21 protein-coding genes and 5 pseudogenes are annotated in these 26221 nt (G+C 50.4%); 13 read left to right on the top strand and 13 right to left on the bottom strand.

What is annotated here, in order from left to right; translation table 11 throughout:
* Positions 1-50: 50 nt before the first annotated feature.
* Both QNN86_RS20535 and QNN86_RS20530 read right to left on the bottom strand, forming a co-directional pair.
* Entirely contained in the window at positions 51-371 is a 321-nt protein-coding gene (locus tag QNN86_RS20535) for a FlxA-like family protein (protein WP_049040620.1), read from the bottom strand.
* Between the two features lie 1016 nt (positions 372-1387).
* Positions 1388-2272 (bottom strand): annotated as a pseudogene (locus tag QNN86_RS20530) (DUF4158 domain-containing protein); the annotation flags it as partial.
* 159 nt (positions 2273-2431) lie between these two features.
* Between QNN86_RS20530 and QNN86_RS20525 the strand changes: the two are divergent.
* The 4 genes from QNN86_RS20525 to QNN86_RS20510 all read left to right on the top strand — a co-directional run bounded on the left by QNN86_RS20525 (position 2432) and on the right by QNN86_RS20510 (position 4825).
* Positions 2432-3016 (top strand): recombinase family protein, encoded by a 585-nt coding sequence (locus tag QNN86_RS20525; RefSeq protein WP_012695450.1) that lies wholly within the window; start codon positions 2432-2434, stop codon positions 3014-3016.
* A 185-nt stretch (positions 3017-3201) separates the two neighbouring features.
* A complete protein-coding gene (locus QNN86_RS20520) occupies positions 3202-3759 on the top strand; it encodes an OsmC family protein (RefSeq protein WP_000108589.1) in 558 nt (185 codons plus the stop codon).
* A 141-nt stretch (positions 3760-3900) separates the two neighbouring features.
* Positions 3901-4482, top strand: coding sequence for a TetR/AcrR family transcriptional regulator (locus tag QNN86_RS20515; protein WP_000210409.1), 582 nt, complete (start codon positions 3901-3903; stop codon positions 4480-4482).
* A gap of 4 nt (positions 4483-4486) precedes the next feature.
* Positions 4487-4825 carry a carboxymuconolactone decarboxylase family protein gene (locus QNN86_RS20510; protein WP_000888080.1) on the top strand — a complete coding sequence of 113 codons (339 nt, stop codon included), beginning with the start codon at positions 4487-4489 and terminating at the stop codon, positions 4823-4825.
* 29 nt (positions 4826-4854) lie between these two features.
* On the opposite strand, the gene QNN86_RS20505 is transcribed toward QNN86_RS20510, so the two are convergent.
* Positions 4855-5184: a thioredoxin family protein gene (locus tag QNN86_RS20505; protein WP_021242987.1), complete on the bottom strand. Its 330-nt coding sequence runs from the start codon at positions 5182-5184 to the stop codon at positions 4855-4857.
* A gap of 213 nt (positions 5185-5397) precedes the next feature.
* Here QNN86_RS20505 and QNN86_RS20500 point away from each other — a divergent pair, with 213 nt between their 5' ends.
* From QNN86_RS20500 to QNN86_RS20490, 3 genes are all read left to right on the top strand, one after another.
* Positions 5398-6504: an alkene reductase gene (locus QNN86_RS20500; RefSeq protein ID WP_006687059.1), complete on the top strand. Its 1107-nt coding sequence runs from the start codon at positions 5398-5400 to the stop codon at positions 6502-6504.
* A gap of 65 nt (positions 6505-6569) precedes the next feature.
* Entirely contained in the window at positions 6570-7271 is a 702-nt protein-coding gene (locus tag QNN86_RS20495) for a DsbA family oxidoreductase (protein WP_001194072.1), read from the top strand.
* A 65-nt stretch (positions 7272-7336) separates the two neighbouring features.
* A complete protein-coding gene (locus QNN86_RS20490; protein WP_004729618.1) occupies positions 7337-8110 on the top strand; it encodes an SDR family NAD(P)-dependent oxidoreductase in 774 nt (257 codons plus the stop codon).
* A 210-nt stretch (positions 8111-8320) separates the two neighbouring features.
* Here the strand turns inward: QNN86_RS20490 and QNN86_RS20485 are convergent.
* Positions 8321-8668, bottom strand: a pseudogene (locus QNN86_RS20485) (EamA family transporter); the annotation flags it as partial.
* Between the two features lie 240 nt (positions 8669-8908).
* Between QNN86_RS20485 and QNN86_RS20480 the strand changes: the two are divergent.
* Both QNN86_RS20480 and QNN86_RS20475 read left to right on the top strand, forming a co-directional pair.
* Positions 8909-9661 carry an alpha/beta hydrolase family protein gene (locus QNN86_RS20480; RefSeq protein ID WP_004729622.1) on the top strand — a complete coding sequence of 251 codons (753 nt, stop codon included), beginning with the start codon at positions 8909-8911 and terminating at the stop codon, positions 9659-9661.
* A 26-nt stretch (positions 9662-9687) separates the two neighbouring features.
* A pseudogene (locus QNN86_RS20475) lies at positions 9688-10001 on the top strand (Tn3 family transposase); the annotation flags it as partial.
* Positions 10002-10200: 199 nt separating this feature from the next.
* Here QNN86_RS20475 and torD read toward each other — a convergent pair.
* The 3 genes from torD to torC are packed head-to-tail and all read right to left on the bottom strand — an operon-like array spanning position 10201 to position 14520.
* Positions 10201-10815: a molecular chaperone TorD gene (torD, locus tag QNN86_RS20470; RefSeq protein ID WP_019076213.1), complete on the bottom strand. Its 615-nt coding sequence runs from the start codon at positions 10813-10815 to the stop codon at positions 10201-10203.
* A complete protein-coding gene (gene torA / locus QNN86_RS20465) occupies positions 10812-13352 on the bottom strand; it encodes a trimethylamine-N-oxide reductase TorA (RefSeq protein WP_115259204.1) in 2541 nt (846 codons plus the stop codon). Before torA ends, torD begins: the two co-directional genes overlap by 4 nt.
* The gene (gene torC, locus QNN86_RS20460; RefSeq protein WP_016152138.1) at positions 13342-14520 is read right to left on the bottom strand and encodes a pentaheme c-type cytochrome TorC; all 1179 of its coding nucleotides are present in this window, start codon (positions 14518-14520) and stop codon (positions 13342-13344) included. The genes torA and torC overlap by 11 nt, the downstream gene beginning before the upstream one ends.
* A gap of 131 nt (positions 14521-14651) precedes the next feature.
* Between torC and torR the strand changes: the two genes are divergently transcribed.
* Positions 14652-15344 carry a two-component system response regulator TorR gene (gene torR / locus QNN86_RS20455; protein WP_016152137.1) on the top strand — a complete coding sequence of 231 codons (693 nt, stop codon included), beginning with the start codon at positions 14652-14654 and terminating at the stop codon, positions 15342-15344.
* On the opposite strand, the gene torT is transcribed toward torR, so the two are convergent.
* Positions 15317-16348 (bottom strand): TMAO reductase system periplasmic protein TorT, encoded by a 1032-nt coding sequence (torT, locus tag QNN86_RS20450; protein WP_115259205.1) that lies wholly within the window; start codon positions 16346-16348, stop codon positions 15317-15319. The two genes, torR and torT, sit on opposite strands and share 28 nt — an antisense overlap.
* Positions 16349-16430: 82 nt before the next feature.
* Here torT and torS point away from each other — a divergent pair, with 82 nt between their 5' ends.
* The gene (gene torS, locus QNN86_RS20445; RefSeq protein ID WP_137399282.1) at positions 16431-19217 is read left to right on the top strand and encodes a TMAO reductase system sensor histidine kinase/response regulator TorS; all 2787 of its coding nucleotides are present in this window, start codon (positions 16431-16433) and stop codon (positions 19215-19217) included.
* Between the two features lie 241 nt (positions 19218-19458).
* Here the strand turns inward: torS and QNN86_RS20440 are convergent, their stop codons facing one another.
* The 3 genes and pseudogenes from QNN86_RS20440 to QNN86_RS20430 all read right to left on the bottom strand — a co-directional run bounded on the left by QNN86_RS20440 (position 19459) and on the right by QNN86_RS20430 (position 23235).
* A complete protein-coding gene (locus QNN86_RS20440) occupies positions 19459-19827 on the bottom strand; it encodes a hypothetical protein (RefSeq protein WP_032242306.1) in 369 nt (122 codons plus the stop codon).
* Positions 19828-19971: 144 nt separating this feature from the next.
* A pseudogene (locus QNN86_RS20435) lies at positions 19972-21174 on the bottom strand (DUF2254 domain-containing protein); the annotation flags it as partial.
* 63 nt (positions 21175-21237) lie between these two features.
* Positions 21238-23235 carry a BCCT family transporter gene (locus tag QNN86_RS20430; protein WP_008502232.1) on the bottom strand — a complete coding sequence of 666 codons (1998 nt, stop codon included), beginning with the start codon at positions 23233-23235 and terminating at the stop codon, positions 21238-21240.
* Between the two features lie 428 nt (positions 23236-23663).
* Here QNN86_RS20430 and QNN86_RS20425 point away from each other — a divergent pair.
* Positions 23664-24376 (top strand): IS1-like element IS1B family transposase gene (locus QNN86_RS20425; protein ID WP_313900446.1). Its coding sequence is split into 2 segments (ribosomal slippage): positions 23664-23913 and positions 23913-24376, totalling 714 coding nucleotides; the frame shifts between segments, so codons are not numbered across the junction.
* On the opposite strand, the pseudogene QNN86_RS20420 reads toward QNN86_RS20425, so the two are convergent.
* Positions 24373-24897: pseudogene (locus QNN86_RS20420) on the bottom strand (Tn3 family transposase); the annotation flags it as partial. The gene QNN86_RS20425 and the pseudogene QNN86_RS20420 sit on opposite strands and share 4 nt — an antisense overlap.
* A gap of 683 nt (positions 24898-25580) precedes the next feature.
* On the opposite strand from QNN86_RS20420, the gene QNN86_RS20415 reads away from it, so the two are divergent.
* Positions 25581-25751, top strand: a complete 171-nt coding sequence (locus QNN86_RS20415; protein WP_158706784.1) for a hypothetical protein — start codon at positions 25581-25583, stop codon at positions 25749-25751.
* On the opposite strand, the gene QNN86_RS20410 is transcribed toward QNN86_RS20415, so the two are convergent.
* The coding region (locus QNN86_RS20410) for a hypothetical protein (protein WP_414212293.1) at positions 25745-26221 on the bottom strand (477 nt) is incomplete at its 5' end. The two genes, QNN86_RS20415 and QNN86_RS20410, sit on opposite strands and share 7 nt — an antisense overlap.

The raw sequence follows: 26221 nt of genomic DNA, 5'->3' as shown, positions 1-26221 counted from the left end.
GGCCAAAATTATTCAACGGTTGTGAGGGTTGTCCACACCGGAATACCTATTCATACATAAACATCAATAGTATTTTCGAGGTTCTTATCTTCCCTTTTACCTGACTGAGTCTGCGTTTCCTTGTCCTGCTTCTCAGCCTGCTGTTTTAGTAACTGTTGTAATTGAGCAGACAAACTTTGAATTTGCTTTTGTATGATAGCCACCATCTCTTTCTTCTGATCTGTTGTCATACCATCTTCTGACGACACCTTACCAAGTTTTTCTGTAAGTGACTGTATCTTCTTTAAAATTTGTGATATCTGAGATGATTCACTATTAGCTGAACTGTTAGAACTTTTTATACTTGTATTAGTTTGTATTGATATAGACATAGAACCTCCATGGTAAATATATAGGTGTATCGGCATATACGCAGATATACTTTAGAATTCTTATGATTTATTTTTTCATTTTTTTCAGGCTGTTATATAGACTGGCTTGTTGCGGTTCAGTTTAACGTATTACCAGACATGATTTTGAACGCGCTGGACAGCGTGGTGAGTGAATATCTTTTGGCTGAAGGCCGGAAAGTACATACTCTTTTTGTGTTTACACAATTTGTAGTTACGATAATCCATCCTCACGGCTGTTCCCTGGGCACGGTCATACCTAACCTATTTAGATTAAGTATTAAAAGATCAATTTCTTACAGTACTTTTAAGGGACAACTTCAAATCTCTGAATATATCATTATCAGTATTTCAGTTAATAATACCTTCAAATAAAAAAAACGGCCCGGTGACATCCCCTGGACCGCTTCAATACACTGTCTGATGTTATATATTCACCAGTTCGCAAATATCATACCAGTTTAAGGTTTAGATAGCTATGTTGCGTTATCATTACGCAATGTAACATAAGTGTTTCGGGTGCTGCTAATCGTTATTCTTTGGGACTAAATACTACGCTATACTGGGCAGGGAAATACAAGAGTTATCGGGGAAATTGCTGGGTAATTGATGAAAAAGAAGACCATTCCTCACGGGGGAAGAATGGTCGAATATTTGTGTCCTGGTTCTGTGTACGTCAGGGTTCCAGTAGGATAGCGTCTATTATCATGAACAAAACGACAAATAAGGGGGTTAATTTGCCTCATTTTTGTTAAGTAATTGTCTATATGAATTTTTACTCTGTTTCTATCCGTAAAATGGTCAGTGACAGACATCAGACAATCATATCCTTTTATATCACTGACGTTACAGACTGGACTTGATATCATCTAAATCTTTCGGATTGCTACGATAGGAAAATGCAAGCACATTTGAGAATGATACTGGTTTGGTAAACCACCGCTTGGAATCCGATATGAAGGCATCCAGCCAGGAGTTGACGCCCTCGACACGGCTTGCAGATCAATAACTTCATCAGTCAGGGTGGCTCTGGTTTCCGATATAATACAAACCAGCGAGGCATAACGGCGAACATCCGTGAATTTTGCCAGGTCCCGGCTACTCATTTTCCTGCCTTCGCGTGCGAGTTTCAGGAGCCGGTTCTGATGCACGGAAAGCGTAATACCGTCAGGCAGTGCCAGCGACTCTATCGCATTTAACCTGTCGATATGTTGCAGGACATTTTTGCCGTTTATTTTTCCCGGAGGCTGAAGCAACCAGGCCAGTCGTGAAGGTTGTTCACCCTCAGATACCAGCAGGCGGTCCAGTGCCGCTTTTTGCCCCGGTTCAAGCTGCTCGGTCAGCGCAGAAAAAACCGCTCTGTCAGCAAGCGTTGTTGCTTCAGCAAGGGTTCGTTCGATCACCTCAACAGAGGGGAAAATAATCTTATTACTGTGGAGCCAGGAGAGCATTTCTTCCGCAAGTAAAAAACCTCTGTCTGTCCGCATGGCGTGGGGATAAAGGTGGCGAATACAGTTTTTTTGCAGCGCCCGGCTGAAGGGAGATAATTCAAGGTAGCGGTAGAGTTCAGCCAGATGTTCCCAGCGGGTGACCTCTCTTGATGCATACTCTGCCCACAGATCAGGCTGAAGTTTCAAATGAGCCGCAAGCCGGGAAACAACCCCGTAGTGAGGGGACTCATTATTGTCGGGTGGAAATCCTGGTCCTCGCAAATAACAAAGTAAAACAGCAAAACCCAGGCGGTTAGCTGGCCTGCGATGTTTATTAATAAGCGCGAGGTCATGTTCGTTCAAAAAGCACATGCGCGTCAGAAGAACGTCATCATCCGGCACAACCAACAAGCGTTCTTTTTCTTCACTACTGAGTATTTGTCTCCGTGGCATAAATGCCTCCCCTGCATATAGTTCATTTAAGTTATCACTTTGCACTGACCGAAATCGGTCGGTTTCGTACACCACTTACAGCACATGTCCGAAACTTAGTGAAATTAATTTCGGACACACGTTATAATTCGGACATCCATTTCGTACGGAAAGTTTCCCATGTCACGTGTTTTTGCCTACTGCAGGGTCTCAACTCTGGAACAGACCACAGAAAACCAGCGTCGTGAAATTGAAGCGGCGGGTTTTGCCATCAGATCCCAACGACTTATTGAGGAGCATATCAGTGGCTCGGTTGCTGCCAGCGAACGCCCCGGATTTATCCGGTTGCTAGATCGCATGGAAAATGGGGATGTACTGATTGTCACCAAACTTGACCGTCTGGGTCGTAATGCGATGGATATCCGAAAAACAGTAGAGCAACTGGCGGCTTTAGATATTCGCGTTCATTGTCTCGCACTCGGAGGCGTTGACTTGACCAGTCCGGCCGGAAAAATGACTATGCAGGTAATTTCTGCTGTAGCGGAGTTTGAGCGGGATTTGCTGCTTGAGCGAACGTATTCAGGTATTGCGAGGGCAAAAGCGGCTGGAAAACGCTTCGGTCGCCCCCCCATCCTGAGCGAGGAACAAAAGCAAACAGTGACAGAGCGCCTAAATGCTGGCATCAGTATCAGTGCTATTGCCCGGGAATTTAATACCACCCGCCAGACTATCCTTCGGGTAAAGGCTGGATTGCTGCAAGAGTGAGCGGCTGGGAAGATTATAAAAAAAATCAAATGGTTATTATGAAATAAAACAGCCTGCTGGGTTCTTTTCCCCCTATTTTTTATAAAAGAGTAGACAAAAGAGGTTCGCGATATTAATCTACCAACTAGATGGTTGGTGCTGATTACACCAGCTATACCTTTTATCAAGAAATTACAGGAGCCATTATGTCTACTACCGTTAAACCTTCTGCAGACGCAGCTGCGATCCACAATACCCGTGAAGCAGTTCGCAGCCAGCCTGGCCTGGGTAACCTGACTTTCCAGATGAAAGCCCGTTCCAGCGGCGGATTAACCGTTCGCACAGAGACCGGCGCCACAATCCAGAACGGCGTTATCGATACCAGCCGTGTGGGGAAATTTTCTAATATCGGTGATGAACCCGCAGGTTTACTCGGCACCGATACCGGCATGAGCCCGACTGAATACATCATGCAGGCGCTGGCTGGCTGTTATACCGCCACCCTTACCATGATGGCTGCTGAAAAAGGGATCGACCTGGACGGTATCGAGCTGGATCTTAATTTCGATATCAACCTCAACGGCTTCCTTGGGCTGGACAGCAACGTGCGTAAAGGTGCGAAATCTATTCGCGTCGATGTTCACCTTACGAGCAAGACCGCCAGTCGCGAGGAGTTAGAAGCGCTGGTCAGCGAAATGCAAAAGAATTCGCCAATCCACGATACTCTGGCTAATCCGGTTGAAATGATTACACGCCTGGCGTGATGTCAGAGATGTAATGCTGCCATTCAGAATGCAGGATGGCAGTGACGTTCAGCTCTGCACGATACTGAGTCAGTGATACAACTTGCTACGGAAAAATAGCAACAATATAATCTATCAACTAGTAGATTATATGGAGTAATTATGACAACCATGACACGGGAACGGCTGCTCAGCGAAGCAGAACACCTGATGCGCGAAAAAGGGTATTCAGCATTCAGCTATGCTGATTTATCAAAAATAGTGGGTATCACCAAGGCCAGTATTCATCACCATTTCCCGACCAAAGATATTCTGGGTGAGCAGGTGGTAATACAGGCGTTCTCTGATACACAACGCGTATTTGAGCAGATAGAGGCGACTGAGAAAAGCGCGGAGAGAAGAATTGCGGCTTACATCGATATCTTCGCGCAAAGCCATAAAGCTTCGCTACTGCCACTGTGTTGTGCGTTGTCAGCAGAGACCGCCAATCTGCCTCAGGCAATTACTGTACAGACATCACTTTATTTCGATATGCAAATCGAGTGGCTCACAAAAGTCGTCAGGGCGGGCATGGAGTCAGGTGAGTTTTCATCCCATGCCGAACCATCAGATATTGCTTTGATGATCATTAATGTCTGTGAAGGCTCAAGCGTAGTGGCGCATGCAACGGCCAGACCCGAAGTCTTCGCCAACAGCCTTAAGTATATAAAACTGCTTCTTAATACCCCTCATTCAGGAGAATGACACTATGCTGGACTGGAACAACTATCGCTCAGAGTTAATGCAACGTTTAGGCGAGTTGGGCAAACTGACCCCCGAGACCATGAAAGGCGTGGTTGCCCTGGGCAACGCAGGTAACAAAACTGACCTTTTGGGCGCAAAAGTGCGTGAACTCATTGCCCTGGCGTGCGCAGTCACAACCCGCTGCGACGGCTGTATTGCTTTTCACGCCGACGCCGCTGTGAAAGCCGGTGCAACCGACGCTGAAATTGCTGAAGCGCTGGGCGTGGCGATTAACCTCAACGCTGGCGCGGCGGTCATTTATTCAGCCCGCACTCTGGATGCCGTCGGTCAGGCACGCGGTTAAGCATTAATAAATTCCACGTTAAAAGGGCATTACTGCCCTTTTTTTATGTCCGCAATAGCCTGAGCATATACCGATGCAGGTTTCACACCCGGTATGCGTTTAACTAATTGCCCTTCATGAAATATCAGCACAGACGGCAGCCCCCAGATCTCGTATTTGGTTGTCAGCACCGGCGCCTGATCTACATTGACTTTCCCCACCTGAATATCTCTATCGAGCCGGTCTGCAAACTGACTGAACATTTCTTCGCTGGCCTGACAGGGCGGACACCAGGGTGCAGAGAAACGTACCACCGATATTCCGTTGTACTGCTCTATCTGGCGGAAATTATCTTCGTTATAAGCTGTTAATGTACGCATGGTGATGACCTCGCAAAATGAGTGACAATTCAGAAATGGCTGCGTTATGACAAAAAAATACAACACAGCCATTGACCTACCTACTAGATGGTTGGTATATTGCCACCCATCAGATGTTTATGCAACTCCAGTGCGCGACGTCCAGTCGATGATACTGCCGGGCTGTGCAAATCCCTGCCGGGATACTCCTTTTTGTTTTTTGTGAGGTATACGATGAGTAAGCTTTTCACCCCCTACAATCTGTCTGGCCTGGCGTTAAAAAACCGTGTAGTCATGGCACCGATGACCCGCACCCGCACCATGAATGACGTGCCGGATGAGGTCGTGGCTTTGTACTATGCACAGCGTGCTTCTGCTGGCCTGCTCATCACCGAAGGGATGCCGGTTTCAGAAGAAGGCCGGGGTTACCTTTATACCCCTGGTATCTACAACGACGAACACGTCCAGGGCTGGCGTAAGGTGACACAAGCGGTTCACGCCAAAGGTGGCCGTATTTTCGCGCAGCTCTGGCACGTCGGCCGTATGTCTCACGTCTCTCTTCAGCCAGGCCACATAGCGCCGGTTTCAGCGGGCACCGTTCAGGCGGTCAATACCACCGTTTTTGCGCTGACCGAATCCGGAGAACCGGGCCCGGTTGTACCAAGCCAGCCACGCGCGCTGGAAACGCATGAAGTTAAACGCATCACTGCAGACTTCGTGCACTCCGCACGCCTGGCGATGGAAGCCGGCTTTGACGGCGTGGAAATCATGGCGGCAAACGGATTCATCTTTGACCAGTTCCTCAGTAGCGAACTGAACACCCGCACCGACGAATACGGCGGCTCGGTGGAAAATCGTCAGCGTTTCCTGCTGGAGACCATTGACGCCGTGGCGGAAGCCGTGGGTAACAGCCACGTTGCCGTGCGCCTGTCACCGTTCGGCCGCATTTATGACCTCGCGCCGTATGAAGGTGAAGAGCAAACCTGGTCAGCCATCACCGACGCGCTCGGTCAGCGGGAACTGGCCTACGTACACCTTTACTATCAGCCGGTGTACACCAAAGCGCCACTTCCGGAAGGCTTCCGCCGCCGTTTTCGCAACACGTTTAAAGGCACCATCATCGCTGCCGGCGGTTTTACCCGTGATATCGCAGAGCAGGCTCTGGAAGATGATGAGCTGGATCTGGTGGCATTTGGTGTGCCCTACATCGCTAACCCGGATCTGGTTGAAAGAATGCAAAACGGCTGGCCACTGGCAGAAAGTGACCGCGCCACCTACTACGGCGTCAGTGGTTCCCCGGAAAAAGGCTATACCGATTACCCGGTCTGGCAGGCGCAATAAATCCCATACGGTCGCGGTTCTCTGATAAGTGAGATCCGACCGCCCAACGTCTTTGAGGAATCATTATGCAAACGCTGAAACCCACCCTTACCATCGATATCTGGTCAGATTTGGTCTGCCCGTGGTGCTGGATTGCTAAAAAAAGATTTGAACAGGGTCTGAATCGCTTTGAATTTCGCGACCAGGTGGTGATCCGCCATCACAGCTACCGTCTGGCCGGTGGTACTCCCGCGATGCCTTTTAAGGATGCCATCGTTAAAAAGCTGGGCAGTCAGCATTCAGCGGAGCTGATGATGAATCAGGTGGGCACCGCCGGTAAATCTGAAGGTCTGATCTACAACTTCGACGGCATGATGTTTGGTGATACAGAAGATGCACACACCCTGCTGGTTGCCGCGCGTAAGGCCGGAATTGCGGACGCGGTGGAAGAACGTTTTTATCATGGCAGTATCACCGAAGGTCGCTCTCTCTTTGACCGTCAGCAGCTCGTTGCCATGGCCGTAGAAGCCGGTATGCCGAAAGCTGACGCTGAAGCCGCCCTGGAAAATGACGATTTTCGCGCCACCGTTTCCGACGATGAAGCCCACGCACAGTCTATTGGCCTCAGCGGCGTTCCGGTTTTTGTGATGAACGAAAAATATGCCATCAGCGGGGCTCAGGCAGCAGATAACTTTTTGAATGCCCTGCGTCAGGTCTGGGATGAACAGCAAACCGAATTTTCAGCCACTGCGGGTCAGACCTGCGGAACGGATGGCTGCAGTATTTAATCCGTCAACCGCCGGCAGTTTCACGCTGCCGGCAACGTCTTACCCACCAGTAATGGAGTCAGAAAATGAACACTTTTTTCAAAGGTAAAAAACTGCTCGTCGTCGGCGGTACCAGCGGCATGGGCCTGGCCGTGGCACGCATGGTACTGGAAGCGGGCGGCAGTGTCGTGCTGACCGGGAATAAAAAAGACAAAGCCGAAGCGGTGCAAAAAGAACTGAGCCCTCTGGGACCGGTTGCGGTCATCGCGGCGAACCTGATGACCGAAGAAGGTATGGAAACTATCCGTCAGGAAATTAATGCTCACCATCGCGATATCAGCCTGATGGTGAATGCCGCCGGTATCTTCATGCCCAAAGGATTTACCGAGCACAGCTTTGCCGATTATGACATGTATCTTTCGCTGAACCGAGCCACGTTCTTTATTACACAGGATGTCGTGAAGAACATGCTCGCCGCGAAGCTCGAAGGGTCTATCGTCAACGTCGGTTCGATTGGTGCTCAGGCTGCACTGGGTGACTCGCCGGCCTCGGCCTATTCAATGGCAAAAGCGGGTCTGCATGCCCTGACGCGTAATCTGGCGATTGAGCTGGCCAGCGCGGGTATTCGTGTCAACGCGGTGTCTCCCGGGATTGTTCATACGCCGATATACGAAGGCTTCATGGACAAAGCGGATATCGCAGATGCTATGAAGTCGCTGAACGATTTCCACCCGCTGGGACGCGTCGGAACTGCCGAAGATGTGGCAAACACTATTCTCTTCCTGTTGTCTGACAAAACCTCATGGGTGACGGGCGCTATCTGGGATGTCGATGCGGGCATCATGGCGGTCAGACGATAACCCCGTGACGCTGGCATAAGCCGCCCCTTAAGGGCGGCATTTTTTTGTCGCCAGACATGTCATCAGCAGGCTTCACTAAGAATATTCACGACCTGTTCATCCGTGCCTTTTGTGTTCCCGGCACAGGGTGTTATGCCGGGTTCTGACGACATCCTGACAGGACAAAACGGCCAGAGAGAAAGGAGTTATACACGATGAGGAGCCGGTAACGGAGAGTGATTCCCCTTTAAATAATCCGTGGATCACCATCGCAAACTGTACGGCACCAAAAAGTAACAGCGCACCTGCCCCGGTATCGAGATGGATATAGGCGACAGAGAAGAGCACTGCGTACACCATGAGGTAAAATTCGCTCAGCGGACGCCACAGCGATAATGTAGTTTTTGCGTGATAAAACAAGAAAGGTGACAGGACGAGTGCACCACTGGCCAGCCTGAGGCTGCTGAATGAAAGGGGATCAATGTGGCCTCCCTGCAGGGCCAGACGGCACAGAATAGAGTTTGCAGCAAACGCCAGCATTGCCAGGGATATTTTAAGAATGAGCGCGCAATTGGCCATTCAGTGAGACCTCATAAAATTCTTGTAAACTACCATCTAGTTGGTAGCATAGCGTAAGTGATCACCGAACAGGAAGCAATAATCAGCTTTCAAACTGGAAGGTGAGGACAGGCATTCGGAATGAATTCTGTTTCACATCCCCAGTAGAGGAAGGAAAACGCGTAATGCCAGATGCAGAGCAGAAGATTATTTTTCCCTGCGATCAAACATATGAAATCAGTTTAAGACCTGGAATATCCTATGAAAAAACTAAAATTTACGTTCAAAAATGCGGCTGGTGAAGAACTGGCCGGATTGCTTGAACTTCCTGAAAATCCTAAAGCGTTTGCGCTGTTAGCTCATTGTTTTACGTGTGGCAAAGACCTCAAAGGCGCGGCGCGTATTGCGCGGAAACTGACAGAGAATGCTATCGCCGTTCTCCGGTTTGATTTTACTGGTCTGGGAAACAGCGAAGGGGATTTTTCCAACACCAACTTCTCATCCAATATTTCGGACCTGCTTTGCGCGGTAGATTATCTCCGCCGACAGTACGAAGCGCCTTCTTTGCTCATCGGCCATAGCCTGGGGGGATCGGCCATTCTGTCTATTGCCGGCGAAGTTCCTGAGGCAAAGGCCGTTGTCACCATAGGATCACCCGGAGAACTGACACACGTAAAACGTCTTTTTAAGGATGATGTTGAAAACATTAACCAGCATGGAGCCTATCCCGTTGAGCTGGCCGGGCGGGTATTTACCTTAAAGAAACAGATGCTGGACAATATTCAGGAACACAAAATCGCTCATAAGGTGTTCGCCATGAACAAGCCTCTGCTTATTTTTCATGCGACTGAAGATGATACTGTGTTAATTGAGCAGGCCGAAAAAATATTCAAAGCAGCAAAGCATCCCAAGAGTTTCATTTCGTTGGGTAAGGCGGATCACCTTCTGACTCATGCTCAGGATGCTGAATACGTTGCCGATATCATTATATCGTGGAGCGAATGTTACCTATAAACAGAGTAAATGCGTTCAAACTCGTAGCGCAGAGGGCGATTTTCTGCAGAGATCGGACGCTGTTTATGCTGGACTGATTTTGCGATAAAGGCTTAGGCCGATGCATACAGGCGGGGCTGAATAAGGGTGAGGCCCTTGGGCGAGCATCCTTCATGCACCGGCTGAATGAAATCAGGGATCTGGGGGTGGGAGGATCAGCGTTACCACGCCACCGGCGCTGACACTACATACGGCGGCGATAACACTCTGGAATACGGTTTATATAGAAAGAACCATTGAGCCGCTTAAGCAAAAAGGAGTCCCTGTTAATGAACTGCTGGTCTCTCATCCTTCTCCACTGCTGTACAAAATATAGTCTTAGCGTGGGATAATTTCCGTTTTCCAAGCGGACCCCGTAAACGTAGCAATATACCGGAGGCAACAGATTCATTGCCTCCGGATGTCCCACTCTCAGTTACTCATTACGCCCTTTCATTTTCGTTAAAATGGCAAGCATTAGAGCGAATGTATTCCCGTTTTTCTGTGGCTTAGGCCATCACTCAGTTCTGAATATCCAGCCTGACCAGTGCCAGCAACAGCTGACTCAGCGCGCCATAGAAACCAAAGTCATCATAGCGGCGGCATTTGGCGGTGAATTCCGGTAACCAGCGTAACAGCCCCGCCAGCGTTTCTCTGCGCAGCGCATCAATACGCTGGCGGCTAAGCCCGGACTCTCCCAGAGAAAAATGCAGATGACTCAGCAGTTCGATAAAAATTGCCAGATGATCGGCTGACTCGCTAAACGTTTCGCTTACCTGCATGCCAGCATCGGCTAACAATCGTTTAATGACCCCGTAATTCGGCCCTCCTTCAAGATGGGCCGACGCATAGGGTAACGCCGCGTGTTTTTCCGTCATCAGAAAAAGGCTACAAAAATCAGCCGCCAGTTCGAGGGTTGCGTCCTCACGCACCTGAAGCGCAGCAATTTTCTCCTCCAGCTGAAGGACTTCCGCTTCAAGCGACGGTTCACCTTTTAGCACCGCGAACCACTCAGCCATTTCGCTGGACTGCAAAAGTGCCAGGCTGTCATCGTCACGTTCCCGGGAAAACAACTGCGCCAGCCAGGCGTAAACGCAGGCCATCTGTTCTGTTGTCAGGGAAGAGTGTTTTATCATGACGATACCTTCTCCGCCGGAACATATTCGCACTGCGCCACCATTTTTATCGGGCCGCTGAACGCCGTCACGTTATCCACCTTGCCGGTATATTTCTCAATTTCCACCAGCGTGGTATGAGCGCTGGTCGCCTGTGCCAGTTGAGACGTGCCGATATCGATTGTTAATACGTTCGGATTGCCGTATTTACACAGCGCCCCAGTTTCTCCGCCGTTATCAGGGTCGTACCAGGCACCTTCATGAATACGCGCCACGCCTGGCGAGTAGAGATCGGAGACAACCGCCCCGGCCAGTACTTGTCCACGTGCGTTAAAGACACGGACAATATCACCGTTGCGAATCCCCCTGACGCTGGCATCCTGAGGGTTGATAAACACCGGCTCTTTACCGCTTACCGCATAATGCTTACGCAGCGCTTCAGATTCACAAAGCTGCGAGTGCAGACGGAAATCAGGGTGAACAGATTGCAGATGCAGTGGCCAACGCTGCGACCCGGGTCCACCATGTGAGCGTTCGATTTTCTCAAACCACATCGGATGCCCCTGGCAGTCGTCATACTGCATACCGGCAATGGTTTTCGAGAAAATTTCGATCAATCCGCTCGGCGTGCCCAGCGGCTCAAGATCGGGGTCGTCGCGGAATGCCTGATGACGTACAAACATCTGCGGATGTTCGAATTCAACGTACTCTTGCTGATTCCAGAAAACGTCAAAAGCGGGGAGATGAACGCCGCGCCCTTTCCCCTGCTGGCTTCCTTCCTGCCAGATCCGTTTCAGCCAACCCATCTCATCCAGCCCTTCGGTAAAGGCTTCTTCACGATTAAAGCGGCGGCAGAGATCGCGGAAAATATCGAAATCATTACGTGCTTCAAATTGCGGCTGCACCAACTGTTTCATGGCGATAATGCCGCGGTTGGAGTGGTTGCCATACTGGTCAAGATCGTTACGCTCAAACTGGGTCGTCGCGGGCAATACGATGTCAGCGAATCGACAGGTCGAGGTCCACTGATTATCGATGGCGATAACGGTTTCCAGCTTACGCCAGCCCTCAATAATACGATTGATCTGCTGGTGACGATGGAAAGGGTTGGTCCCAGCAAAAACGCACATCTTCAACGGCGGCAACTTAACGGTTTTGCCGTTCCAGTTAATTTGTTTACCCGGCTCAAGAATCGCATCGATAAAACGCGCGATCGGGATGGTGCTGCTGTACCCCTTATAATCAGTGCTGTCATGCACAGGAGGTACGGTGGTGGAGCCAGAAAAACCGCTCAGGATAATCCCTTTGCGGCTTGGCGTGCCCGCGCCGTTGTAGTGCCAGCCAAAGCCGAAGCCACCGCCGGGTAAGCCGATTTGTCCAAGCATTGAGGCCAGCACCACGATCATCCACGCCCACTGTTCCCCGTGCTGCATACGCTGGACGCACCAGCCGGCAATAATCTGCGTTCTTCCGCCCGCCATTTGCCGCGCCAGTTCACGAATCGTATCGGCATCAATCCCGCATATTTTTTGCGCCCACTGGGCATCTTTAGGCTGTCCGTCACTTTCCCCCAGCAGATATGGCAGAAACTGCTCAAACCCAACGCAGTAGTTATCGAGAAAATGCTTATCGTAGAGCTTCTCGGTATAAAGTGTGTGCGCCAGCGCCAGCTGTAGCGGCACATCGGCCTGCGGATTCACAGCGACGTGTTTAACCTTGTCGCGGCCCAGGTAGTCGTGCGTCGAGGTGATGACCGGATCAACGCTGATAACCGAGATCTCGCCGCGCGCCACTTTTTCTTTCAGTTGTTCGTAGTATTCATAAACATCATGATCCGGGCACCACCAGTTCGCCTGCTGGTTTTTAATCAGGTCGGAACCCCACAGCACAATCGTTTTGCTGTTTTTCAGCACCAGCGGCCATGAGGTCTGCTGTTCATATACCTCCATTGACCCGACCACGCGCGGCAGAATCAACTGGGCTGCACCAGTGGAATAGTCGCCCCCGGTACTTACGCTGTTGCCGTGCAGCGCAATGGCGCGCGCCAGCATCCCCGAGGCGTTATGGAACATGCCGGTTGATTGCCAACCGCTGGCCGTCAGCAGCGCGCTCGGGCCATAGGTCTTCTGAATTCGCTCCAGCTCCTGATAGAAGAAGTCCAGCGCTTCATCCCACGAAACGCGCACAAAGCGGTTATCTCCACGCTGCGTGGTATCGCTCTGATGGCGTTTACGCAACCAGTCGACGCGGACCATTGGATAGCGAATACGCGCCCCACCATGCACGTGATCCGGCAGTCCGGCGATCATTTTTGACGGGTACTTGTCACGCTCAAACGGTTTGGCTTCAATAAAACGCCCATCAACCACGGTGGCGCGGATTGCCCCCCAGTGAGATCCGGTCAGGATCCCCTCTTTGACGCCAGTTCCCTGCACCTCTGCGGCGTTGGCGCTGCGCGGTGTGAGCAGCGAAGGTCCTAACATACCAGCGACGGTCAAGCCGCCCAACTGCAGTAGAAAACGACGGCGAGATGCCTGAAAGAGATCGTTATTTTTCATTGCTTTCTCCCTTATCGCCATGCGGCTTGTCCGTGGTGTCAGAGGCATTCATCTGCAGATATTTCAGTAAGGTACGTTCTTCACGTTTATCCAGACTGGTAAATCCAATCATGCCGTTCAACGTGCCAATCCAGCCGTTGGCGTCAAAGTGTTCTTTCTCAGGTGCGCCGTGGCACTGGTTACAGGTTCCGTTATAGAGCGAGTCGGCATAAGCCCAGATTGGCTTAATGTCGTTAACCATATCGCCCTTCTGCATCCAGGCGGTGGCCTGCAGCTTGCTCCACTGCGTATTCGTTTCCGCGACGGTCGTTTGCTCCAGGGTTTTCACGTGCTGCTGAATGTCGCCACGAATGGAGGCCACAAAAATGCGTTTACCCGGCAATTGCGCCAGCACGCGCTGACGCCCGTTACTCTCTGTCCAGCCCACAATCTCAATTTGCAGCCAGTCGCCGTCACGCTTTAACACTTTTACTTCAGAAGCAGGCAGCAGTGAGCCCGCAGGTTCTTTATCCCCTTTGGCGGCATAAATAGGTTTGATGTCCAGGGAATAGAGCGTATCGCCATCGTCGTTTGCGTTGGCGCGTAACTGGTCAAACTGCTTGCGGAAACCGCTGCTCATATCGGGAAGCTGATGCGCAATACCTTTATGGCAGTCAATACAGGATTGATTGTCCTTGGCCGCAATCTTCATCTGACGCGCAGCTTCAGGGTGCTGTTTCGCGTGATCCATCGCATCATAGTTATGACAGGAACGACAGGTCGCGGAGTTGTTCTCTTTCATTCGCGCCCATTCGCGCTCCGCCAGCTCGGCACGTTTGGCTTCGAATTTCTCAGGAGTATCAATAGAGTGGGCAACAAAGGTCTGGTAAATATCGTTGCTGGCCTCCAGCTTACGTTTCACCATGCCAGGGATATCGGATGGAATGTGGCAATCATGACACTCTGCGCGCACCCCGGAGGCATTCTGAAAATGCGCAGACTGTTTATATTCTTCATAAACCGGCTGCATGCTGTGGCAGCTCACGCAAAATTCGGTTGAACTGGTTAATTTAATGCCAACGTGCGGTAAGACGATCAGCGCGATACCGACCACCATCCCGATGACGACCAGCGCCAACACTGACCAACGTGCGCTCGGTCTGAGCAGCGCCCTCCATAGTTTCCGCATAATAGCCCCTGTAAATATATTGTTTAGTTACAGAGGATCTTATTTCGCAAATGTGAACGGCAACACTGGTCAGGATGAATGGCTTGCGGCACAATGTGAACAGATATGAACAGAAAGAGACAACAACCAGGATGTCGCATCACATTGTCATTGTTGAGGATGAACCCGTTACCCAGGCACGATTACAGGCTTATTTTGAACAGGAAGGTTATCACGTCTCGGTCACAGCCAGCGGAGCCGGCCTGCGTGAAATCATGTCACAACACTCTGTCGATCTTATTCTGTTAGATATCAATCTCCCGGATGAAAATGGCTTAATGCTGACCCGCGCCCTGCGTGAACGCTCAACGGTGGGGATCATCCTGGTAACGGGTCGTAGTGACCAAATTGACCGTATCGTTGGCCTGGAAATGGGGGCTGATGATTATGTCACCAAGCCGCTGGAGCTACGTGAACTGGTGGTGAGAGTGAAAAATTTACTCTGGCGTATCGACCTTGCCCGCGAGGCGCGACCGGAGGCCAAAGACAACTGCTATCAGTTTGCCGGGTATTGTTTGAACGTCTCCCGTCATACTCTGGAACTGGGCGACGAGGCAATCAAACTCACCCGCGCCGAGTATGAAATGCTGGTCGCGTTTGTCACCAATCCGGGGGAAATTCTCAGTCGCGAACGTTTACTGCGCATGCTTTCGGCACGACGGGTAGACAATCCGGACTTACGCACCGTGGACGTACTGATCCGCCGTTTACGCCACAAGCTGCGGGCTGATTTACTGGTGACACAGCACGGGGAAGGCTATTTTTTAGCGGCCGACGTGTACTGATACAGATAAACAGGACGGAATCCGCCGGGTGACAACGAGCACTTTACATGCTGGCTGTCGGCATTTTTCGGGGTGAGCACCAGGATCGGGGGACTGATATTTTCCGGCACCGGTTGTCCTTGTAATACTCTGATAGCCTGCTGAATCGCCAGTTCACCTTGCCAGACCATTTGATCGCTGGCAGCCATAATGATTCTTTCGCGTTTAAGCCCGCGATACACCTGATGCGACAGATAAAAAGAGACGACAGTTAACGGCGCGCCCTGATTGCGCTTCTCCCCCATCGCCGCTTCAGCAGCAATTGCCGTACCGGCCACCACGTCGACATCCGGGTGACGCTCAAGCATCTCCTGCAGCAGGTTACGCTGTATTTCAATATCATTATCGCCCAACGCCACATCCACGATGCGCACCTGACTGCCAGCAATCGCCTGACGGAATCCGGCCACCATCTCACGACTGCCCCCGGCGTCATCAGGTCCTGGCAATAATAAGACCTTTAGCGGTTTGCCCGCGCTCCACTTAACCAAATAGCGGCCAGGCTGATAACCCATCTGGAACCACGGAACCCCAACCCGGGCTTTTACCGTTGCGTCATGGATAACATTCACCACCTCGATAACCGGCAGCGTGCCAACCTGCGCCTGCAAATCCGGAAAAGTCGTCGTGCTGCTGCCCAACAAAATGGCATCCGCGCCCCATTGCTGGCATTGAGCGATTTGTGATTTTTGCGTGTCGAACTGGCGATACCCTCCCGCCTCGAGCACCTTCAGGCTTACGCCGTATTTTTTCGCCGCCTCCAGCATGCCGTAATTCACGGAAAGCCAGTAGGAATCCTTCAGGCTGGGATACAGCGCGCACAGTTTCCAGACTTTGTTTGCAGTAACGTCCGTTAGCGGCTCCGGCACTGCCTGCTGAGTATCCTGCCAGCGCAGCAGTGCGGACCCGGTCGCGTGACCTAAGCCGGGAAAAAGTGTGATAAGCAGGAAAACCAATACGCGCATGATAGCCTCAACATTGATAAGGCTTTATCCTAGTTGCTTTCCTCTTTTGGACTCAACCTTTTTAATCTGTGGCGACCCGACAGTGAATTTATCTCTGACCAAACGACTGTGGATAGGCTTCGGGCTGATGGCGGCACTGACCCTCATTAGTACGCTGGTTGGCTGGTATAACCTGCGTTTTGTCAGCCAGGTTGAGCAGGCCAATACCCAGGCGCTGATCCCGACCATGGACATGGCGCGCCAGCTCAGCGAAGCCAGCGCCTGGGAACTGTTTTCCGCGCAGAATCTGACCACCGCAGATAATGAAAATATGTGGCTGGCTCAGGGGCGTATGTTAACCGCCCAAAGCCTGAAAATAACCGCTTTACTGAAAACCCTGCGCGAGCAGGGCTTTGACACGTCGGCCATTGAACAACAGGAAAAAGAGATCGCCCAGTCGTTAAGCCATCAGGGGGAGTTGGTTGGCGAACGTCTGAAACTGCGCGATCGGCAGCAACAGCTCAGCCAACATATTGTTGAGGCTACCGCCGACGTTGCCGAAATGGCGCGCGGTCAGGCCAGTAATGCCGCCACCTCGGCGGGCGCTACGCAGGCAAGCATTTATGATTTGATTGAGAGCCATCAGGGACAGGCGGCAGAACACGCTCTCGACAGGCTTATCGATATCGATCTGGAATATTATAACCAGATGAATGAACTGCGCCTGAGCGCGCTACGCGTGCAGCAAATGGTGATGAATCTGGGGAATAACCAGGCGCAGAATAACCTTGCAGCGCTGGAAACCCAGCTTAATGCCGCCGTCAGAGTGCTTCACCGCCGACAAATACGCATTGAAGATCCGCTGGTACGCACTCAGGTTGCCGGCGCTGTAAATTCGATAAGCCGTTATGTCGATCTGCTGGCCCTGTATCGTCAGGATAATGACATCACCACCCGCTTACAGATCTTATCGCAGAACAATATCGAGCAATTTACCCGTTTCAGTAGCGAAGTCAGTCAGTTGGTAGAAATCATTGGCCAACGCAATCAGACCGGGCTGGCGCATCTCAAACAGGCCAGCCAGCGCGGGCAAACGCTGCTGCTGCTGTTAGGTGCGGTGTCATTGTGCTTGTTAATTCTCATTCTTTGGCGCGTAGTTTACCGCTCGGTCACGCGCCCGTTGGCGCAGCAAACCCAGGCGTTACAGCGTCTGCTTGAAGGTGATATTGACTCCCCATTTCCGGAAACCGCGGGCGTTCGCGAACTGGATACCATCGGGCGGTTAATGGACGCCTTTCGCGGCAGCGTTCACGCCCTTAATAGCCATCGCGAACATCTGGCCGCTCAGGTAAAAGCTCGCACCGCCGAACTGCGTTCTATGGTGTCTGAACACCGGCAGGCGCGGGCAGAAGCCGAAAAAGCCAACCAGGCAAAATCGGCGTTTCTTGCCGCCATGAGCCATGAAATACGCACCCCGCTGTATGGGATCCTCGGCACTGCGCAGTTGCTCTCAGACAATCCCGCTCTGGCGCAGCATCAGGAGAATCTGCGCGCAATCACCGACTCTGGCGAGTCTCTGCTGACCATCCTCAACGATATCCTGGACTATTCCGCCATCGAAGCGGGCGGAAAAAATGTGGCGATCGGCGATGAACCTTTTGAGCCCAGACCCTTGCTGGAAAGTACGCTTCAGCTCATGCATGGTCGCGTTGTGGGTCGCCCGGTCGTGCTGGTTACGGATTTTGCCGACGATGTCCCCGACTCCCTACGCGGCGATCCGCGCCGCATTCGGCAAATCATAACTAACCTATTAAACAACGCGCTGCGCTTTACCGATCGCGGACACATCACCCTGCGTAGCCGATGTAAAGATCAGGACTGGTATATTGAGGTTGAGGACACGGGATGCGGGATTGACCCTGTCCATCAGCGCGATATTTTTCAGCCGTTTGTTCAGGTTAGCGGTAAACGTGGGGGGACCGGGCTTGGACTCACTATCAGTGCCAGCCTTGCGCAGGCGATGCAGGGAGAACTGAGCGTCACCAGTACGCCGGGAGTCGGAAGCTGCTTTCGTCTGCGTCTGCCATTACGGGCTGGCGCGATGCCGGTAGCTAAATCCGTTCCACGTGCCATATCGTTACAGGGTTTACGCTTACTGCTAATCGAGGATACCCCCCTCACGCAGCGCATCAGTACAGAAATGCTCACCCTCAATGGCGCCCAGGTCACCGCTGCCGACAGTGCGGCTGCGGCGCTCACCATACTGCAGCAAGACGCCCAGTATAATGCCGCGCTGGTTGATTTTGATCTTCCGGATATCGACGGCATCACGCTGGCGCAACAGTTAACCCACGAGTTTCCGACGTTAAAGCTAATAGGCTTTAGCGCACACGTCATCGACGAAACGCTAAGCCAAAGAACCAGCACCCTGTTTCTCGGCGTTATTCAAAAACCGGTTCCCCGGGATGAACTTAGTCGGCTCATTACCCATTATCTCCACGGTAACGCCCCTCTCCCGGTTGCATTAGAAAATGACAACCAACGGTTAGATACCCAGCAATTAGCCGGGGATATCCAGCTAATGGGATGGCAAAAGGTGCACGAATGGTTAGCGCTCTTTAAGCAACACACCCTTCCTGTATTAGATGAGATTGACGCAGCGCGCGCAGCATGTGAGTACGAGAAGATAAAACGTCTGGCACATCAGCTAAAAAGCAGCTGCGCCAGCATGGGGATGCGTTCTGCCAGCAGGATGTGCGCAGCGCTTGAACAGCAGCCGCTAGCTGATTTTTCACTCAGAGAGGAAGTACAACTAAGTCTTACAGAAGTGGAAATGTGGTTGGCAAAAGAAAATTTGTCGCGATTAGCCGAAGCTGAACATCAGAAGTGACGTTGAACGGGTCCGCTTGGAAAAAGGAAATTATCCTACGTTAAGCGTTTTAAGCTAACGGGTGATTTCGTTCCATTGAGCGCGAACCCCTGACTGTAAGGGATGTACGAAATGATCCGGCTGTCCGTTAATGGTTTTGCTTACTTTCGGACATGTTGTCTACATGCTGTACGTAATCGTTCGGTTTCGGACGTTTAAGTCACATGCACGTTAACTGTCGGTATTCATCGCCTCACTAGTACTACTCTGCTAGTTCATCATGTTCTTCGAGAGCATATTCAAAATCGGCAACAAGCAAGAAATTTTCTATCCTATAAGCCTGATTTAACTTAATTCGTTGGTATCTTTCGTTCAATAATCGCCATGCTGTTTTCCGTAGTACCATCGGTACGGATTCATCTTTTAAAGTACGCATGAGCACAGAACAGGTTGTCAGAAAAGCAGCGTCCTTACGTTTTCGGTAATACGCATCAGTCGAACAAACCGCAATGATCTCGATTGATTCAGGGTGATGACAGATAGCATTAACCGTAGTTTGTTCATGTATCTGTGCCTTGAGTTCAGCCTGAATTTTTGATTGATGATACATAGCCTTGAGATAGCTAAACATGATTTCCCCATCGAACAGTAAGTCGTGTCAATTCCTAGAGTTAACACATTTCTGATCATGACTCACACGTTACGTTCAGTCGGTAGCCATCTGTGCAAAAAATGCGCTTAGCGTAGGATAATTTCCTTTTTCCAAGCGGACCCCTATATGACCAGTACGAGTTGCATGCTCTAATGTTTCAGATGCCAGTATATGTGCGGCTTCAGCAAACATCCCAGGCCAACCCTTACTCAGCATAGACAGTCCTTTAAGGACTCTTATCTGAATCTCCCTCATACTCGCACCATCACGTGCAACAGGTAAGAAAAAGTCTTCCAGTAGGTCTTTGATCTGAAGTGGCGCAACATGTACTGAAGGATATATCACTTCAGTTTCATCTATTTTATTCTGCGCGTAAGCGGAGAGTATTCGAACACCTCTGCCAATGACATCAATCGCAGTACCGGGATCGTTTACTGCGGGCGAAAGGGCCCTGCAGGCTATTTCGGCCATGACGCTGAGACAGAATCGGGGATCCTGAGCAAATGAACGCACATCCGAGACAATGATCGTTTCAAGTAAATCGGTACAGATTGATGACTCCTGACCAGAACTCAGGTACAAAACTGGCATCGATGGATGTATGAAACTGCCTGGCTGCGCCACAAGATATACATGACGAGGATCATTGCTCAGCAGACTGCCGAGCTTGACCATGTCAATATATTCAACATAGCCAATTTTCTCCGGATATACGGCAACAGTTCCTTTTGGTTGTTCATTGTTCTCAAGCCATGGATATCCGCCAAGACATGGACTTTTTGCTCTCGCAATAAATGTCTCGATCGCCGCCTGTTCTACTTTTGCTGTTGTCTCACCTACCCTGCCCAGAGAGGTCAAATGCTGTATCCAGCGAAGCAATGTGATGATTATTAAGGCAATGACAACCAGTGTTACAATGAATAAAATGACTCTACCCCTTTCTCCGTAGGCTCCCATATTGAGGGCAATAATCCCTACCAGGCTGAAGAGAAAAGAACCGATAAAAGTGGCCAGTACATTTTGTGTGGTTACGTCTTCTACAACTAAACGCGTGGCTCTGGGCGTCACATTAGTAGTGGCTGAACCGTAAGCGGTGACCATGATACTCAGTGAAAATGTGGTCACCGCCAGCATACTCGATGCCAGTATGTTCAGAATATTATCAACTGCTTCCGCACCAACCTTCACTGATACTGACTCTGGGATCATTGATCTAAAAAGAATAGATAAAAGGGCCGTTATTATTGCTACCATTGCAAATAACGTTGCCCTGAACCATAGCTTTTTAAGTGTCTGCCTGAGAATCCATTGCCAGCGTAAAATCATTCAGCATATCCTTGTATTAAGTTCGGGAAAATAAATGCCGCCCGGCAGGACGGCATTTTTGTATTAACGAACGAGGTGCAGGAAGTGCAGGTGTTTTTCGTACTGGTCCAGTATGTCATTAATCAGCTGTTCCTGATTCCAGCCCATCACATCATAGTTTTGACCGCCTTCTTTCAGATAGACCTCAGCGCGATAATATCGATGTTGCTCAACCTGCTGCTCGTCATTGTCCATTGCAGCCATGGCGAAAGCCGGTGAGTTATAGCCACGAAGTCTCACTTCATAAATAAAGTTCAGCTCATTGCCCAAATCGACTTCAAGCCGAATTCGTTCGTCATCAGTATCACTTATATGGCTTATCGTTCCCTGTTTATTCAGTTCTTCCTGAACCAGCGTCATGGCGGGCTGGATAACGTCGCCCATAAAGCGTTTCACAAGAGAGCGCTTTGGCAGATAAGCGATATTGCGCAAGCGTCTCTGCCATGGAATCGGGTTACGCGCTGCAGTCGGAGCAATAGTCGCCATGCTCAGGCTTTCACGCTTGGTCAAATCCCGACGCAGGGCTTTTAATAATCCGTATATGGATATCAGTAAAATCACTGAGAAAGGTAATGCGCTCGCTATTGTCACGGTTTGCAGCGCGCTCAGTCCCCCCGCAATCAGCAGTGCGATTGCCACAATCCCTATGAGCGAGGCCCAGAAAATTCGCTGCCATACAGGCGTGTTAGCGACGCCACCCGATGCCAGCGTATCAACAACCATTGCCCCGGAGTCAGCCGAGGTGACAAAGAAGACAATGACCATCGCCATTGCAATAAATGACAGCACGGAAGAAAACGGGAAATGCTCCAGGAAATTAAACAGGGCCAGCGCGACATCCTGCTGAACGGTATTGGCGAGATCAGCCGCCCCCTGGTGCATAATGAGATAGATTGCGCTGTTACCAAACACCGTCATCCACATGAGCGTGAAGCCGGCGGGAACAAACAGCACGCCGGTGACAAACTCGCGAATGGTTCGACCGCGCGAGACTCTTGCGATGAACATCCCCACAAACGGCGACCATGAAAGCCACCATCCCCAGTACAGTAATGTCCAGCCCCCCAGCCAGTTGCTCGACTTAGGTTCATACGCATAAAGGTTAAAAGTTTTACTCACCAGTTCAGAAAGATAACCGCCCGTATTTTCCACAAATGACTTCAGCAGAAGCACGGTTGGTCCCAGACACAGGACCAGCGCCAGCAGCAGCACTGCCAGGCCCAGGTTGAGCTCAGACAGTATACGTATTCCCTTGTCCAGGCCGGACACCACCGAAATCGTCGCTAAACCAGTGATGACAACGATTAGAATCACCTGCACCGTTTCATTAATAGGCACCCCGAAAAGATGATTCAAACCAGCATTCACCTGCAAAACACCGTACCCCAGCGATGTCGCAACGCCAAAGACGGTGCCAATAACGGCGAAAATATCAACCGCATGGCCTACAGGTCCGTATATGCGCTCGCCAATAATGGGATAAAGTGCGGAACGCAGCGTTAAAGGCAGACCGTGACGGTAACTGAAAAAGGCCAGGATCAGTGCCACAATGGCATAGATTGCCCATGCGTGCAGGCCCCAGTGGAAGAACGTCAGGCGCATTGCTTCCTTCGCTGCCGCAACGGTCTCTGGAGTGCCGACAGGAGGTGAAAGATAATGCATCACAGGTTCAGCAACGCCAAAGAACATCAGGCCGATCCCCATCCCTGCCGAGAAAAGCATCGCAAACCAGGAGTGATAGCTAAAATCAGGCTGCGCATGGTCCGGACCCAGTTTGATATCACCGTAGCGTGAGAGTCCCAGGAACGAGACACTCAGTAGAATCAGGGCCACTGCAAGGATGTAGAACCAGCTGGCATTCGTGAAGATTTGTTGCTGAAGTAGTTTAAAATTTTTGTCGGCGACATCCGGGAATACAGCGGCAAAGGCGACAAGAAGGAAAATTAACAAAGCAGATGTAAAGAATACCGCTTTGTTAATCTGGCTTTTAGACTTCTTTTGGATTGTATCATTTTCACTCATAATCATTTATTCCATTAATTAAAATCCGCACTGTATAGAGGGTACTACATCTCAAAGATTAGCAAACTTCAACTTACGATGCGGCGTCAATCGGAATGCAGAGTGCAAGAGTGGCCATACAGATATCCTGTTGATAGTCTGCCAGCCGTCTTCTGGAGCATTTGATTTGCATAAATTGCATCAGATCTGGGGATTCACTTTGATTAGAGCAATATTGAGAATGACTTACTAACGTCTGATGTTGCGTAAAGCGGGCTTTAAGGATGGTCGCAATGTCAGAGGTAAGGACAGACGTTCAGGATGCAAATAATCAGTGCCGGTTCGTCGCTGATTTTCCTTCAGGCTGACTTGTCCAAAACGAGTAACAATCGCCGGTGATGCTGCCAACTTACTGATTTAGTGTATGATGGTGTTTTTGAGGTGCTCCAGTGGCTTCTGTTTCTATCAGCTGTCCCTCCTGTTCAGCTACTGACGGGGTGGTGCGTAACGGCAAAAGCACTGCCGGACATCAGCGCTATCTCTGCTCTCACTGCCGTAAAACATGGCAACTGCAGTTCACTTACACCGCTTCTCAACCCGGTACGCACCAGAAAATCATTGATATGGCCATGAATGGCGTTGGATGCCGGGCAACCGCCCGCATTATGGGCGTTGGCCTCAACACGATTTTCCGCCATTTAAAAAACTCAGGCCGCAGTCGGTAACCTCGCGCATACAGCCGGGCAGTGACGTCATCGTCTGCGCGGAAATGGACGAACAGTGGGGATACGTCGGGGCTAAATCGCGCCAGCGCTGGCTGTTTTACGCGTATGACAGGCTCCGGAAGACGGTTGTTGCGCACGTATTCGGTGAACGCACTATGGCGACGCTGGGGCGTCTTATGAGCCTGCTGTCACCCTTTGACGTGGTGATATGGATGACGGATGGCTGGCCGCTGTATGAATCCCGCCTGAAGGGAAAGCTGCACGTAATCAGCAAGCGATATACGCAGCGAATTGAGCGGCATAACCTGAATCTGAGACAGCACCTGGCACGGCTGGGACGGAAGTCGCTGTCGTTCTCAAAATCGGTGGAGCTGCATGACAAAGTCATCGGGCATTATCTGGGGTCCGTTTGGAAAACGGAAAATATCCTACGTTAAGCCTGTTTTTTGTACAAACTACTATCCATTGAGCGTAATGAGCGGTATTTACCCTGTCCCAGCTTGAGATTTGTTCGCCAGACGTAATCCCCACTCAGATTTATGTGCTCCCATCCCAACGGGGACAGATGAGCAATAAGCTGTTCATTTACCTGAATCCCTTTTCGCTTCAGAGCATCAAGGGCTCTTTCTATATATATCGTATTCCACAGTGAGATCGCCGCAGTCAGCAATGTCAGCCCACTGGCCCGGTAGCTCTGGTTTTCCAGTCCACGGTCTCTGATTTCCCCCAGTCGGTGCATAAAGACTGCTCGAACAAGGGCATTGCGGGCCTCACCTTTATTCAACCCTGCCTGTACTCGTCGACGTAGGGAAGGATCCCGGAACCAGTCCAGCATAAACAATGACCTTTCGATGCGGCCAATCTCCCTCAGAGCCTTTGCCAGACCATTCTGTTTCGGATAGCTGGCCAGCTTTTTCATCATCAGTGATGCTGTTACCGTTCCCTGCTTTATAGGGGTCAGTTTGGAGATCGGAAATTTTTGTACGCTAAGCACATTATTTAACCAATTCGGATACGTAAGTGATTGATTTATCGTCAGTGGCTATCGCTTTTAGGTTGTCGCTCTTGCTGTATCGCATTTAGGTTATCCGATTAAGACAAAATCCCCTGAAAACGCTGTATAGCGCGGGAGTACACCCTATTGCTACAGGTAAGCCTGTTCAAAAAACAGGCTTACCGTACAATAATTCTCTATATCCAAACTGACCCCATATAGTAAAGGTTATGCAGCCAGCATATCGACAACCCACCGGCAGATATTTCTGGAAGATCCGGGCAACTCTAATCTCAGCCAGCAAAACGCTAAGCACCACAGTCCATGCGCCAGAGGTACAATCACCGGCAGGATATTTCCACGAGCCGATTAACATATGATGGGGGTATCAGCGATCCAGCCGCAGGGGGGCGGGGTGCATTCTCCCGGCGATATACAGCTTAGAATAAGCAGTTAGAGTATAGGGTCTCTTTAGTCGGCTATTTCCGTAAAGTCAGGAACAGCAAGGGATAGCGAGGAGATCGAGGACATTTAGTATATAGGTGAGCATCTGAATAGTGGTTGACACTATGAGCAATGCGTATAGAATTATTTTATGCAGTAGCACCTACTGAACGTATAAACGTTTACGCATAAGGAGGACTGAGATGACAACATTTAAAGATATGACACCAATGCAGCGCATCGCAGCTCTGCGTAAAACAGGTGTAATTCTATTCCCAAAACTCTCTAAAGACGAAAAGAGAGCGGTGCTGTATGTCGAAAACGAACCAGCAGTATCAGCACAGAGAAATGAATATAAGTTAGCCGTCTACTGATCGGTTGGTGGGAGTAAAACCTCGTCAACCGGTACACTCATCTTAGTAACTTCACCTTTCTGCCCAAAATTAAAAGTCACATCACCTTTCATGCTTGTCATGTACCGTTCAACAATGTCCGGGGCTGGCTCACACACAGAAAGAATATCGCGACCCATAACCAGCCCTAACATCGCACTGTACGTGATAGACGCTGGGATCATGAAACCTTTAAGTGATGCGCAATGAATATCACGTTGTACAAACTGTAGCTCAACCTCAGTGGCAAGTAATTTCCCAGAAAAAAGCCCGCCAAATATCCCGTTGCTGGAAACAGCAATAACAAACTTTTCAGGGGAATATTTGGACTTATGATAAATATCTTCCCAAGACCAGCCACCATACCCATCCTTTTGTGCTGAGGTATCAGGCCAAGACTCAGCTCTACTAAAATGCTGCACAGTACACACTTCAAAGCGAAGAGAGGGAAG

The organism is Citrobacter sp. C348 (assembly GCF_047467975.1).
GTDB lineage: Bacteria > Pseudomonadota > Gammaproteobacteria > Enterobacterales > Enterobacteriaceae > Citrobacter > Citrobacter gillenii.
Note: the sequence above shows the minus strand (reverse complement) of the source record. Positions and strands in the feature narration are given on the sequence as shown.

Coding starts and splice junctions, on each gene's coding strand:
- QNN86_RS20535 (WP_049040620.1), bottom strand. CDS start 371: ATGTCTATATCAATACAAACTAATACAAGTATAAAAAGTTCTAACAGT.
- QNN86_RS20525 (WP_012695450.1), top strand. CDS start 2,432: ATGTCACGTGTTTTTGCCTACTGCAGGGTCTCAACTCTGGAACAGACC.
- QNN86_RS20520 (WP_000108589.1), top strand. CDS start 3,202: ATGTCTACTACCGTTAAACCTTCTGCAGACGCAGCTGCGATCCACAAT.
- QNN86_RS20515 (WP_000210409.1), top strand. CDS start 3,901: ATGACAACCATGACACGGGAACGGCTGCTCAGCGAAGCAGAACACCTG.
- QNN86_RS20510 (WP_000888080.1), top strand. CDS start 4,487: ATGCTGGACTGGAACAACTATCGCTCAGAGTTAATGCAACGTTTAGGC.
- QNN86_RS20505 (WP_021242987.1), bottom strand. CDS start 5,184: ATGCGTACATTAACAGCTTATAACGAAGATAATTTCCGCCAGATAGAG.
- QNN86_RS20500 (WP_006687059.1), top strand. CDS start 5,398: ATGAGTAAGCTTTTCACCCCCTACAATCTGTCTGGCCTGGCGTTAAAA.
- QNN86_RS20495 (WP_001194072.1), top strand. CDS start 6,570: ATGCAAACGCTGAAACCCACCCTTACCATCGATATCTGGTCAGATTTG.
- QNN86_RS20490 (WP_004729618.1), top strand. CDS start 7,337: ATGAACACTTTTTTCAAAGGTAAAAAACTGCTCGTCGTCGGCGGTACC.
- QNN86_RS20480 (WP_004729622.1), top strand. CDS start 8,909: ATGAAAAAACTAAAATTTACGTTCAAAAATGCGGCTGGTGAAGAACTG.
- torD (WP_019076213.1), bottom strand. CDS start 10,815: ATGATAAAACACTCTTCCCTGACAACAGAACAGATGGCCTGCGTTTAC.
- torA (WP_115259204.1), bottom strand. CDS start 13,352: ATGAAAAATAACGATCTCTTTCAGGCATCTCGCCGTCGTTTTCTACTG.
- torC (WP_016152138.1), bottom strand. CDS start 14,520: ATGCGGAAACTATGGAGGGCGCTGCTCAGACCGAGCGCACGTTGGTCA.
- torR (WP_016152137.1), top strand. CDS start 14,652: ATGTCGCATCACATTGTCATTGTTGAGGATGAACCCGTTACCCAGGCA.
- torT (WP_115259205.1), bottom strand. CDS start 16,348: ATGCGCGTATTGGTTTTCCTGCTTATCACACTTTTTCCCGGCTTAGGT.
- QNN86_RS20440 (WP_032242306.1), bottom strand. CDS start 19,827: ATGTTTAGCTATCTCAAGGCTATGTATCATCAATCAAAAATTCAGGCT.
- QNN86_RS20430 (WP_008502232.1), bottom strand. CDS start 23,235: ATGAGTGAAAATGATACAATCCAAAAGAAGTCTAAAAGCCAGATTAAC.
- QNN86_RS20415 (WP_158706784.1), top strand. CDS start 25,581: ATGACAACATTTAAAGATATGACACCAATGCAGCGCATCGCAGCTCTG.